At 44.9% G+C, this 12,742-nt stretch carries 12 protein-coding genes and 2 pseudogenes; 6 read left to right on the top strand and 8 right to left on the bottom strand.

The window, feature by feature from the left end; translation table 11 throughout:
* Positions 1-100 precede the first annotated feature (100 nt).
* The 5 genes from A3757_RS04780 (at position 101) to A3757_RS04760 (ending at position 6,699) form a co-directional block, all read left to right on the top strand.
* Complete coding sequence (locus A3757_RS04780) at positions 101-385, top strand: YebG family protein (protein ID WP_068739233.1); 285 nt, start codon at positions 101-103, stop codon at positions 383-385.
* Between the two features lie 253 nt (positions 386-638).
* A complete protein-coding gene (locus tag A3757_RS04775) occupies positions 639-1,403 on the top strand; it encodes an exodeoxyribonuclease III (protein ID WP_068508849.1) in 765 nt (254 codons plus the stop codon).
* A 182-nt stretch (positions 1,404-1,585) separates the two neighbouring features.
* A complete protein-coding gene (locus tag A3757_RS04770; protein WP_197469783.1) occupies positions 1,586-3,532 on the top strand; it encodes a diguanylate cyclase in 1,947 nt (648 codons plus the stop codon).
* A 22-nt stretch (positions 3,533-3,554) separates the two neighbouring features.
* Positions 3,555-5,195 carry a PAS domain-containing sensor histidine kinase gene (locus A3757_RS04765; protein WP_068512252.1) on the top strand — a complete coding sequence of 547 codons (1,641 nt, stop codon included), beginning with the start codon at positions 3,555-3,557 and terminating at the stop codon, positions 5,193-5,195.
* Between the two features lie 52 nt (positions 5,196-5,247).
* Positions 5,248-6,699 (top strand): sigma-54 dependent transcriptional regulator, encoded by a 1,452-nt coding sequence (locus A3757_RS04760; protein WP_068632946.1) that lies wholly within the window; start codon positions 5,248-5,250, stop codon positions 6,697-6,699.
* Between the two features lie 2 nt (positions 6,700-6,701).
* Here A3757_RS04760 and thiO read toward each other — a convergent pair whose 3' ends face one another.
* Positions 6,702-7,826 carry a glycine oxidase ThiO gene (thiO, locus tag A3757_RS04755; RefSeq protein ID WP_231872179.1) on the bottom strand — a complete coding sequence of 375 codons (1,125 nt, stop codon included), beginning with the start codon at positions 7,824-7,826 and terminating at the stop codon, positions 6,702-6,704.
* Between the two features lie 63 nt (positions 7,827-7,889).
* On the opposite strand from thiO, the gene A3757_RS04750 reads away from it, so the two are divergent.
* Positions 7,890-8,492: a GspH/FimT family pseudopilin gene (locus A3757_RS04750; RefSeq protein WP_068511756.1), complete on the top strand. Its 603-nt coding sequence runs from the start codon at positions 7,890-7,892 to the stop codon at positions 8,490-8,492.
* On the opposite strand, the gene A3757_RS04745 is transcribed toward A3757_RS04750, so the two are convergent.
* The 7 genes and pseudogenes from A3757_RS04745 to ispH form a co-directional block, all read right to left on the bottom strand.
* Positions 8,489-8,884, bottom strand: a complete 396-nt coding sequence (locus A3757_RS04745; RefSeq protein ID WP_197469610.1) for a type IV pilin protein — start codon at positions 8,882-8,884, stop codon at positions 8,489-8,491. The two genes, A3757_RS04750 and A3757_RS04745, sit on opposite strands and share 4 nt — an antisense overlap.
* On the bottom strand, positions 8,881-10,422 hold the full coding sequence (locus A3757_RS04740) for a hypothetical protein (protein WP_068553772.1): 1,542 nt from the start codon (positions 10,420-10,422) through the stop codon (positions 8,881-8,883). The genes A3757_RS04745 and A3757_RS04740 overlap by 4 nt, the downstream gene beginning before the upstream one ends.
* The gene (locus A3757_RS04735) at positions 10,422-11,009 is read right to left on the bottom strand and encodes a PilX N-terminal domain-containing pilus assembly protein (RefSeq protein WP_068567561.1); all 588 of its coding nucleotides are present in this window, start codon (positions 11,007-11,009) and stop codon (positions 10,422-10,424) included. Before A3757_RS04735 ends, A3757_RS04740 begins: the two co-directional genes overlap by 1 nt.
* Before the next feature lie 32 nt (positions 11,010-11,041).
* Entirely contained in the window at positions 11,042-12,034 is a 993-nt protein-coding gene (locus tag A3757_RS04730) for a PilW family protein (RefSeq protein WP_068554084.1), read from the bottom strand.
* Positions 12,031-12,309 (bottom strand): hypothetical protein, encoded by a 279-nt coding sequence (locus tag A3757_RS04725; protein WP_231872180.1) that lies wholly within the window; start codon positions 12,307-12,309, stop codon positions 12,031-12,033. Before A3757_RS04725 ends, A3757_RS04730 begins: the two co-directional genes overlap by 4 nt.
* 12 nt (positions 12,310-12,321) lie before the next feature.
* A pseudogene (locus A3757_RS28040) lies at positions 12,322-12,453 on the bottom strand (prepilin-type N-terminal cleavage/methylation domain-containing protein); the annotation flags it as partial.
* 104 nt (positions 12,454-12,557) lie between these two features.
* Positions 12,558-12,742, bottom strand: a pseudogene (gene ispH, locus A3757_RS26350) (4-hydroxy-3-methylbut-2-enyl diphosphate reductase); the annotation flags it as partial.

Raw genomic sequence — 12,742 nt, 5'->3', positions numbered from 1 at the left:
GAACACCATGGCAGCAAAAAGTTCAAAAAACAATGGTTGACTAAACCCGATACTGTATTAATATACAGTTAAATTGATAATCGCTTGATGGAGAAGAGTCATGCCAGTCATTGCAATGTGGAAATGTGATCGGGACGGTGTCATGTTTGAAAACAAAAAAGATGCAGACGCTCACGACAAAATGCTAGAGCTTGGTGAGCAATTTACGACCTTAATTGAAAGCCAAATAGCGGGTGTAGATGAAGCTCAAGCAGAATCCTTTGGCCTCTTACTTGCCAAGCATAAGGAGCTGATTATTCAAGCATGTAAGGGCAAACCAGAAGTTCTAGAGGAATTGAGCAATCCTCAGAATGTGACTGACATTAATGAGGCCAGCGGCTCGTAGCGCCCTAGGCCTCCTTGCCACGACTAGCGGTGCGCAGTGCGCACCCTATAAGGCCCCACACTCCCTCACCACCATAACAGGGTGGTTCGTGTACACCAAATTACGGCGAACCCACTGACCTGTCATTTGCGAAATCGTGCCTAAGCCTGTTCTTCCTTAACCTTTTTCACTAAACTCTCTCCCTCGTTTCTGTACGTCTGCTCTAGCGAGCATTAATTGGTGTACGTTATTTGATTTAAAGAGAGGTTTTATAATGCGATTGGTTTCTTGGAATGTTAACGGTATTCGAGCGGTGATGAAGAAAGACTTTCTCTCCTCTCTCGAATCTATGGAAACAGATGTTCTATGCTTGCAAGAAACCAAAGCCCAGGATGATCAGGTGATGGAAGCACTTAAAGATCTTGAGGGCTATCATATCTACTGTAACTCTGCCGAGAAGAAAGGCTACTCAGGCACAGCTATTCTGACCAAACACGCACCTATTTCTGTCCAATACGATATGGGAATTGAAGAGCACGATCAGGAAGGTCGAGTGATTGCTGCTGAGTATGACGGCTTTTACTTGGTTACTGTCTACACCCCAAACTCTGGTAGTGAGCTTAAACGTTTGCCTTATCGTCAAGAGTGGGACAAAGACTTCAATGATTATTTAAAGAAACTCGAAGAAAGCAAGCCAGTTATCTTATGTGGCGACCTGAATGTTGCGCACAAAGACATCGACCTGGCCCGTCCCAAGCCCAACTACAATAAAAGTGCTGGCTACACGCAGGCAGAAATTGACGGTTTAGACCGCTACGTTGCGTCTGGTTTTATAGACACTTACCGAGAACTAAACCCTGAAACCGTCAAATATAGTTGGTGGAGCTATCGAGCCGGCGCCCGTGCGAAGAACGTAGGCTGGAGGATTGATTACTTCCTCGCCTCCCAAAGCTTGCGCGACAACATCAAAGCCGCCGATATTCTCAACGATATTATGGGTTCTGACCATTGCCCTGTTCAGATCGATCTAGCGCTTTAGACGTAAGATCCCACGAATACCAACTTCGTCACGTTGATTTATCCTTGGTCAACGTGACAAGCACTCAACTTGCCCTATACTTTTAAAGATCAACTGGAAATTACGACCTTTTCAGTCCAACTCTTTCGCCATTAGTTCAAGGTTTGTTAGTGCTCTCATCCATGTGCCCCCAGATTAGGGATTTGATAAAGCGTTCTTTTAGCTGCTGCTTGCTTATTATTGCACTCATGTCAGTGACCTGCGCTCATGCTGATAATTTATCGATAACAGACCAAACCCGCTTCATTACGCCTAACCAGAGTATTACACCCACAACAATTTACACACCAGGTAAAAGCCAAGGCATTCCGATAGGCTCAAAAATGCTCTACTTAGAGGATGAGGAGCATCGCCATAGTATTAATACAATTCTAAATAAAACACACGCATGGAAGCACATACAACGAGCCTCCCCAAACTTTGGCTTCACCAACTCAGCTTTTTGGTTTAAGTTTAGAATTGATAACCCAAGCAACAAGCCCAGCGATGTTTACCTAGAGCTAGCCATTCCTTTTCTGGATAAGGTAGAACTATATCAAGTAAATAAAGGGCAAGTTGTTGCTCAGCATGTAGTCGGTGACACCTATCCCTTTGAGCAAAGACCAATAAGCCATCAAAACTTTGTTTTACCGTATACACTGAACAAAGGAAGCAATGAGTTCGTCATGCGAATCGCTTCCGCGGGAACTATCGAAGCACCATTAATACTCTGGGACACCGAGAGTCATGCCAAATTTTCTTCTGACGACCACCTGATGCAAGGTATCTGGGCAGGCGTCATCGGCATCATGGTCATCTATAATTTATTGCTATTTTTCTCTATCAGGGAAATGAGCTATTTCTACTATGTTCTTTTCGTTTTCAGTTACTTGCTCTTTCAAATAAGCCTAAAGGGTTATGGCTTTGCCTATCTATGGCCAGAGGCTCTAGAATGGAATAGCTACGCGATATCCGTTTTTATCGGCGGTTGTAATATTACCGTTTTAGTGCTGATTATTGAGTTTTTAAAGCTCAAAGAAACCAACCCAAAAGCTTATCGCATTGCACAAGCTTTAGCAGTCGTGTCCAGCATCTCATTTGTGCTGACCTTTATCATTTCATATAGCATTACGATACGTCTAAACAGCGCTCTTGCTTTAATCAATTGCACCATGTCAATGCTACTCGGGTATATCGCTTTGTTCCGGGGACATTCTGATGCTCGCTACTACTGCCTCGCCTGGACCACAACTTTCTTGGGGATTGGTACATTAGGCGCGGTTAAATTCGGGCTCGTGACGGCCAATTTCTTTACCAATAATGCAGGGCAAATTGGTGTTCTATTTTTGGTATCCCTGCTTTCTCTTGCTCTAGCCAACCGAATAAACCGTGAAAAAGAAATGCGCATTCTCGCCCAGGAATCTGTACTTTCAAGTGAAAAGAGGCTACGAGAGTCGCAAGAGCAATTATTGGAAACACAAACCACTATCAATGCCCAGCTAGAGTCCAAAGTCCGTGAGCGGACTCAATCCATGCAACGAGCGCTCACCGAGCTTGAGCAAGCAAATAATCGCCTGGAGTTAGCCTCTACAACCGACTCCTTGACCACTCTATTCAATCGCCGGCACTTTGAATCACGCCTGCATATCGAGCTAAAAAGAGCTGAACGGCACCGCCGCGAGTTGTCTGTCATATTATGCGATTTAGATCGTTTCAAATCGATCAATGATAACTATGGGCATAAAACTGGAGACGAATGCCTCCGCCATGCCGCAGTAATTCTAAAAAACACTATCACACGTTCAGGCGATATCATCGCGCGCTACGGAGGTGAAGAATTTATTATTTTGCTTGTTGATACCTCATTGAATGAAGCTGAGCATGTTGCCAACACCCTATGCCAAGAATTTTCAAACTCTGCCTTCGAATCAAACGGCAATATTATCGAGTTTACTGCAAGTTTTGGTGTATCCAGCTTATCTCAAAAGTCCCCCAAGACTGCTGACGAGCTCGTCACGCGTGCCGATATTGCAATGTATGAAGCTAAGAATAACGGCAGAAATCAGGTAAAGCTCTGGAACAATCCGGGCGCCCCTACCACACCAGAATAAGTACGACCCAAGAACCAAGTTTATGGAAACCTCCCCGCAAAGCCAGTCTCTTTTTAATTACTATAACTTTTATCGAGTCGTTGTCAGTATTCTGCTATTTGGAATATCAATATCGCAACACAGCGTGGTACAAGAATTTCGCTCACCTCTAATATTTGAGGCGCTTACGCCAATTTATTTAGGGCTGAACCTCTTTTGGCTACTCGCATTTCGCTTTCTCATCGACGCTCACCCCAAGCAAATTTTTATTACATTACTTCTCGATATACTGCTCTTGCATGCCTTGTTCTATTTTGCCTCGGGTATCTCTGGTGGTTTGGCTAACCTGATCATTATCAGTGTCGCCGCAGGTAATATCATTATTCGAGGACGGATAGGACTTTCATTCGCTGCCTGGGCCACACTGCTTACTATTTTAATTGAGGGTGAGCGCTTCCTTAACGGCTTCAATTCACTTTCCGATGTCCCGCGGACAGGTCTGATTGGCTGCATGTACTTTGCGAGTGCCTATATACTCCAATATTTGTCGATCAAGATTTCGGAAAATGAATCTTTACTTAAACAACAAGAGCAAGATTTAAGAAAGCTGGAAAAGCTTAACCACCAGATTATCCAGAGCATGAGAACAGGTATTATCGTCTGTAGTGAGCAAGGCGAGGTTAAATTAATCAACCATGCCTGCCTGGATTTAGTCAGCCTGGCGGAAAAGCAGCCCTTACCTTCCTTGATTGCTGATAGGCTAACATTATGGAAAGAAGCACCCGGCGTACGTACAACTCCCTTTCGAGTCAGCCAGGAAAAACCTTTGGTTCAGGCAAATTTCTCTCGCTTACAAAATGAAGCAGAGTCTGACATCCTGGTTTTTTTAGATGATACTCGCAAGACTGCGCAACAAGCTCAACATATGAAACTGGCCTCTCTCGGTCGCTTAACCGCAAGTATAGCGCATGAAGTTAGAAACCCATTAGGAGCAATTAGCCACGCAACACAACTCCTGGCTGAGTCTGAAAACCTTGACCCGGCAGACCATAAGATGACGGATATCATCCAGCGTCACTCAAAGCGTGTAAATCAGATCATTGAAAACACTCTGCAACTTAGTCGTCGAACAGAGCCAGAAGTTGAAGACATCACCTTGGCCAACTGGATTGATAAAATCGTCGGCGAATATAAAGGGCACCTGCACTCATCAGACAGAATTAATATTATACTTGCAGACAAAGACGCAACAGCACGCTTTGACCCAAGCCAAATGGAGCAAGTGTTTATCAACCTGATCGACAATGGGCTTAGGCATGGCTTAAAGTCAGATTGCAGCGCACAGTTATTTATATTGCTATCCAAAACCACAAAGGATGGCCAAGCCTATATCGAAGTAATCGATCAGGGTGAAGGAGTCTCTGAAGAGAACTCCCATCATTTATTTGAACCATTCTTCACCACTGAATCTCAGGGCACAGGACTTGGTTTGTATTTATCACGAGAAATCTGCGAAGCAAACCAAGCTCATCTGGACTATATCAACCCGGCCAGTACCGAATTTCATCAGCATTGGAAGTTTGATAACCATCGACTAGACAATAAGGCTTATCAGGCTCTTAAAGACCTTAAGCTTGGTGCGTGCTTTCGAATTGTATTTGCTCACCACAAGCGAATTGTTTAACAATAGGCTTATTCTTCTTAATGCTTTCTAAGCGACAGACAAGACTCAATATATGACCAAGCAACGCGCCTTAATTATCGACGATGAACCTGATATTCGAGAGCTGTTAGAAATCACACTCATGCGTATGGGGATAGACACCTGTAGCAGTGCGACAATCATGGACGCCAAGGCCTACCTAAGTGAACAAAGCTTTGACCTTTGTCTCACCGATATGAATTTGCCTGATGGCAACGGCATTGATCTCGTGTCGTTCATACAAAAAAATCATCCCGATATGCCCGTTGCCATGATTACCGCGTACGGCAACGTCGAAACAGCCATCAGTGCCCTTAAGGCTGGTGCTTTTGATTTTATTTCAAAGCCTGTTGACCTTAATCAGCTACGAGGGCTGGTGACCAGCGCATTAGAGTTATCAAAACGTAAGGCAAACGAAAGTCCCTCTAGCACTCAACCCGAGCACATAAAAGGCAAAACAAAAGCCATTCAGAAGCTCAACAAACAGATCGATAAACTGGCACGTAGCCAAGCTCCAATTTATATTTCTGGTGAGTCAGGTAGCGGTAAAGAGCTGGTCGCTAAAATGATTCATCAAAACAGCCCTCGCGCTAGTACCGGCCGCTTTGTCCCGGTCAACTGTGGGGCTATTCCTAGTGAGCTGGTAGAGAGTGAATTCTTTGGCCACAAAAAAGGTAGCTTTAGTGGAGCAATCGAAGATAAATCCGGGCTATTTCGGGCAGCTGACGGCGGCACTCTATTTTTAGATGAAGTCGCCGACCTACCTCTTGAAATGCAGGTGAAGCTCTTACGTGCAATTCAGGAAAAGCGAATCCGGCCTGTTGGTGAACAGGAAGAGGTTCAAGTTAACGTCCGAATTCTTAGCGCCACCCATAAAGACCTGGCCAAACTCGTTGAAGATGGCAGCTTCAGGCAAGATTTGTTTTATCGAATTAATGTCATCAAACTCGATGTACCCTCGCTCAGGGAACGCAAAGAAGACGTTTCCTTACTCGCAGACTATTTCCTGGAAAAGATAGCCCGGGACTGTGGCGTCACAGACGCAAAGCTCTCCAATGCAGCACTTGAGAGCCTGTCAGAGTATAGCTTTCCAGGAAATGTACGAGAACTGGAAAATATCATCGAAAGAGCATTCACACTGTGTGAAGACAATATCATTGAACTTGGAGATCTGGACTTAAGCGCCGATTCAGCCGAAACGGGGCCAGATATCCAAAGCCCTTCTAATACTCAAGCGCCACCACAAACGACACACCGGATAGCGCAAGTACTGGGTAGCCGGGAACAAAACTCTGGCGCAGCTAAAGCAGGGATATCAGCGAGGCCTCCAGAACAGTCACTGGAAGACTATTTGGAAGAAATCGAACGGTATGAAATTGAACAAGCCCTAGCCGCCACAAAATGGAACCGGACGGCGGCTGCAAAAATGCTGGGAATTAGTTTTAGAGCCCTGCGCTATCGGCTGAAGAAGCTTGAGCTAGATTAGCTTCAAACTCTTATCAAAGGGTTATACGGTTCACTCGGTATAGGCGTCGATTCACCACTAACAATAGCGCTGAGTAAGGCAACCGAAGCGGGTGCGAGCACCAAGCCATTGCGATAGTGGCCGGCATTGATATAAAGGTTGTCAAACTCCTTCATTTGGCCAATATAGGGAATGCCATCTGGTGAGCCTGGGCGTAGACCCGACCAATGCGCACTGATAGGGCAGGAGGCCAAGCCCGGGAAGAGGTCTATCGCCATATCTGCCAATTCCTCTTTTGCTTGTTCCGTTGTGCGCTTATCAAAGCCGACGTCTTCCAGAGTGCTACCTGCCAGTACCTTTCCGTCTCTACGTGGAATCACATACTTACCATTGTTCATCACAACCCGGTTGACCAGGCCAATAGGCGCATCAAAAATTAGCATTTGCCCTTTAACCGGCTTAACCTCAATACCATCACTTTTCGCGACACTGCGACTCCAGGCGCCACTACAAATGACGACGGCATCAGCTCTATGCTCATCACCATTATGCAGCTTAACGCCATCGAGTTTGTCTTTATTCGTCAGAAACGATGAGACTTCAGCGCCCTCATGAATAGTTACTAAGGGGTTACGCTGCAAAGAGGTATACAAAGCCTGCAGTAAACGAGGGTTACGGATACTGGAAACTTGAGACATCCACAAACCATCTTTAACACCTTCACGCAAAGCAGGCTCAAGCTCATAGATTTTCTCAGCATCTACTGTTTCCATCCATTTATGATGCTCTTCAGACCACTTAAGTGCGGCTTCCCTATCCTCGACCTGAAGCATTAACAAGCCATGGCGAGTCAATTCCGGGTCAATATCACTCTCGGCCTCTAAAGACTGTGCGAGATTCGGGTAGTAGGACTGAGACCAGCTTGCCAAAGCCGTGACTGGCTCAGAGTAACGCCAAGGGTATAAGGGAGATACGATTCCACCTCCGGCCCAACTGGCCTCAGTACCGCAAGCACTTTTATCAAGCAGCACGACTTCAATGCCCTTTAACGCCAATTCTCTGGCTTGCATCATACCGATTGCACCGGCGCCAACGATGATTACTTTCAAGTTTCTCATTTCCTTTAGCAAGATGTTTTCGACTTGCATTTTATATCAATCGCCAAGAGAATACTCTTTCCAAGGGATGATCTTTATCAAGGAGTGATGAAAATGCCCCCTTCTGTTATGCACCGATGCAATAAGTACCATCAAGAACAAAAATCCAGGCAAAGTGGAATTACACTTGTCGAGCTACTCACCTGTTTGGCCATTGTTTCTATCTTGACCTTTGTCGTTATTCCTTCCTTCAATGACATTTTCCAAAATGCCCGTTCGGACAGCAATATCAACCACTTGAGCCAATTCATTCGACATGCAAAAAGAGAAGCGCTCGCCAGACAAACACGCATTACCTTATGCCCATCCTCTTCAGGCCTACAGTGCGAACAAGGTTGGCAAGCTGGCGCAATGATATTCATTGACGAAGACAAGGACCAGAAACGTGATGAGAGTGAACTATTACTCCAGCTCAAAACCCCTTTTATCCCTTCTGGAACAATAAGCTTTAACAACCCGACAAACAGAGTTGTTTTTTCCCGCCTTGGTTTTCCCCTTGGTAGTGCCGGAAGTTACATCTATTGCCCAGAAAACAATGACGAGAAATATGCGCGTGCCCTAATCATTAATTTCCAGGGTCGCTTAAGAATAGGGCGCGACAGTAACAGCGATGATATTGTTGAAGCGAGCGGAGGAAAGAATGTTAGCTGTGGTTAATTCCATTGCCCTTCTCTACGGCCATCAGAATATAACTCCAACCTCTCATCCGAACGAGTTTCAATGATCGGCTCAGCGACCAATGCATAACAAGCCCCTTCGTCACAATCACTTAGGCCAGAGTCAATGTAGAGATTGAAGTAGCCGTGATCCGATTCTAACTCGTCTTCATCATATGAAAGCAATTCCGATAAGCTTTGCGGGTAGCGCTGAAAGCTCATTGCATAACGCTCCAATTCAGTCTGCAAACGCAATAAAGAGGCCTTCCCCTCAGTCAAGCGGCTCCGCTGTTGGTAGGACTCGTATGAAGGTAAGGCCAGTGAAAATAGAATGGAAACAATTGCCAAACTTACAAGCAACTCTATTAATGTAAAGGCTCTAGAACGATTCATCGTTGCCACCATGATAAGCGCCTTATACCTTCGGCTAACTCAACGCCCAAGAGTTTAGACTCCTCTCCATAAAGGCTTTTGTTATCGATAGCGAGAAGAGATAACAAGGCTGAATCAGATATCAGGTGGTCTATACGCTGCCTCGGGAAGCCTTCTTCATCAAGCAACAAATTTCCGGCTAATACTCGTGTCTGTTTTTTGTCCGCCAAGATATCGGTAATTTCTTCCCCGCTAAAAGCATGATATAGCTTCAAGGTATTCAAACCGGATTCTGAGCAATCATTGCAGTCTCGACGAAACGCGTTCAAGACAATTATCTCTCCCAAGTCGACTATTGCCGAGGTAAATACTTCGTTCTTGGGAAGAGTGCGAACCCATCCTCTATTTTTAACCCCGCTTGAGCTTAACTGAAATTCACTTACTCTCTGCCTGGAAAAGTCATCTATCAGACCATAAACTGAGGAGCCAGCCGAAAAGAATAACCAAACCTTTCCCTCAGAACCTCTTTTGAGTAAAGGTTTGTGAGAAATTGCACCTCTGCCTGCAAATAGTTTAGCTAGCTGAGGGGTCATATAGCGTTCTCGATGAGAGGAATACTTACCCGCTCTTGAAGAGGTGGCTGTATCCAGGGATCTAGTAAAGGTAAGAGAATACAAGCTGCCACTTTCCTGAACTCTAGATGCCTCAATCGTTCCGAAATACAAGAGATCAGTTAGGCCGTCTTGATCAATATCTGCTGCCGAAATCCCAGCTATATGACCACTCTTTACCTCAGGTCGAAATTGACGAAGCCAGACTTCTTTATCTAATGTCATTGTCTGCAAGTCATAAAAAAATAAGCCGGGCCGCAGTGTTCCTTGCCCTGCCCCAAAAGCCAAATACCAAAGAGGATCCCCACCAAAAGCATCGGGAAGAGTCAGGGCGGTAGGCTTGCTTGTACACGGCCCCATTGAAGTGTGTTTAAATTCAGCCAATAAAGAAGGTGTTTGTGCAGGGTCCGTAATATCGAATAATAGACACCTATTACTATGCTCACGACTCTGGCTACTATTGGTTCCCATACCCACCAGCAACAAAGTCCCCCAAGCTTGTGGATGTGCCTTTGAACGTTCATCAAATATTTTTGCATCAAAGGTATAGTAAGTGACATCAAGTAAGCTAGATCCACTTGCTTTCAGAGACTCAGATTCAGACTTAGTCAGATATTCAAGCTTGAGAGTTTGGTCCTCGTGTATATAAGCCCATAACTCCCCTGCGGATGTCTGCCCTCCCTCGGCATTATCTTTATCAATGGCATGCAGTTCACCCTCCCCTGAAATGACATAGGCCATCGTTCTACGAGTCTGATACTGCGTTTTAAATTTTTTATAGCCAAGCGGGTCAATCGACGAAAAGGCGCGTGCGGGCTCGGAAACAACAATAGCGGGGCTCAACACCGCAACAGTCGATATCGGTTCACTTGCATAACACGCCATACTAGAAAGCAAGGAAAAACTAAACAAACACAAAACAAATGCAATCTTCATCCTTTTTTTCATCACGACACCTCGAAACGAAAGTCGCCAACAAGATGAACAGGGCCTTGGTTCTGACCAATTCCTGGCTTGCTAATACAGTGCAGCTGTAGGTATAAATAGCGCTGATCTGCGCTCCTTTGCACGATATGCTGACTATAAGAGTCGTACTGAAGCAAGTTATTCCCGGAATATTCCGGACGCAATCTGCTCTGAGTGATATAAACGTCTATCTCCATCTGTGAACTTGAAAACGATAAAATTCGCGTCAACGATTCATTATCTTCTTCGGCAATTACTTCGAGGTTCAGCAAGTCATCGATTAACTTGAAGCCTTCTGAGTATGACTTTTTGAGCTCAACATGACTATCTCGTCTAGAATCAATAAAGCTTTTTATTTGCTTCGCAGCTTGAAGCTGAAACTGATTTAGTTCATGACTGCTTTGTTGAAACGCCACTCTGGAAGACTGAGATTTAAAGCTTAGGTAACTGCTTTGCATCATCGTTGTTGAGAGTATTGTGAGGATCGCCAGCAACATTAATGACAAGACTAATGTAGCTCCGTATTGTTGCATGGCTCTTATTGGATAGGTCTTTGATTTTAGGTGCATATTGCCTCCTTGCTCATCACCGCTGTTATTAACTAAGTATTCTTCAAACTAAATTCTGACTGAAACTTTTTGAATTTATACCTCCGTTCATGCTCTTCTGGCTCGAACTCAAAACCTGTACCCAGTTTGAATTCTCTTTCCGGATTCTCATTCGAACTTGCCGATAGCTTGCTTTTGAATAAAGCGAAAACACGTACCGACAATACATCATTCCAGCTGAAAACGTTATCGGCAGTAAGATAGCGCTCCACCTTGCCATCACCACTTAGATCGAGCCCATATTCAAATTGCATTTGCGCCACACCATTAACCAAGCGCTGTTTGATAAAGCGGTTGCCGATCAGGGTATAACGACTTAAGCCGATACCTGAGACATCACAAAGCTCTTCATCTTTGCAATACTCCAGATAGTACATATCGATACTCAACAAGCTATTAACAACAAAAGCTGAGGGTGGCACTTGTTGCCGCGCTTTAGCCATATCTTTGCCCTGGAAAACAATCCCCCCTGTTTCAGGGCTTCCTCGAACAATAAAGCGTTTTTTATAGTACTTATTACCTAACTTTTCTTCAGGAACCGGGTCATTCACCGATGCGCGACGAACAAGTAGTACATCGCTATGAGGTACATAATCTTTGCTCAAGCAATCACTGGGTAATGCAGGAATATCATTTGCATTTTCTCGCCCGTCAAAGCCTTGCAAGCCTTGTTCAATATTGAGCACCCAAGCACTGTTGCAGTTGCCCGGAAAAGCACTAAGTTGCTTCGTTATCAGCGTTAATTCTCGGGAATCAACTCCACCCCAGAATCCAGCCATATTGATAGAGTCCTGCAAGACGGAAAAGCTCAATTGGGCACTATCCAGCATTTCATTTGCTCCAGTAACCCGGCTTGAAGCATCACGCGCAATTTTGAATACTTCAAATAAAGCCAGACTCAAAATTGAGCTCAGCGCCAAAGCGATCAACAACTCTATCAAGCTAAGACCTTTATGATATTCCAACTGATTGAGATGCCCCTTCATAGGCTTACACTCGACACTAGCTGAGATCTCCGATTACCCTGCTGCCGGGCGTGGTCTTCACTGGAATTCCAGCTCAAGGTCACTCGATAGTTTGAAGCACTAGATTCGATTAGCGCCAAACCTGAAGGTAAGCTTTCAGACACTTGTTGAGTCCAAAATTCAGCCCCCTGAGTTGAACCGCTTGCTTGAAGCTGATTTGAAATAGCACTCGCCAACAAACTAGCGCTAAAGTACTGCTGAGCATCGAGTGCCATCCTCATGCTGGTAATTTGCATTGAGGCGAGTCCTAAAATTCCGACACTAAAAATAAGCAAGCTGATGAGAAGTTCAATCAGAGAAAAACCTGACTGAGCAGCCTTTAAAGAAGCTATATTTGGCGCACGCGAGCACGTACTTAACTTACATGAAGTCTTTAACATCAGCATCATATCCTTTGATCGCTGGTTAATTGTGAGAAAGCGCTTATCCTTTGCGCTTGACTTATATGCTAACCAATTCGATTCTGGCTAGCAAATAATAAACTCTAAATATTTTCTGCGGGTATTCTTAGAGCTTTCGGCATGCTGAAAACGATATTTTCTTCACGGCCATCAGCCTCTTCAACTTCTTTAGCCCCCAACTCTACCAAACGATCGACAACTTTCTGCACGAGAACTTCGGGTGCAGACGCACCAGCCGTAACGGAAATTGCGTTTGCCGACTGCAACC

The organism is Oleiphilus sp. HI0117, from assembly GCF_001635235.1.
Note: the sequence above shows the minus strand (reverse complement) of the source record. Positions and strands in the feature narration are given on the sequence as shown.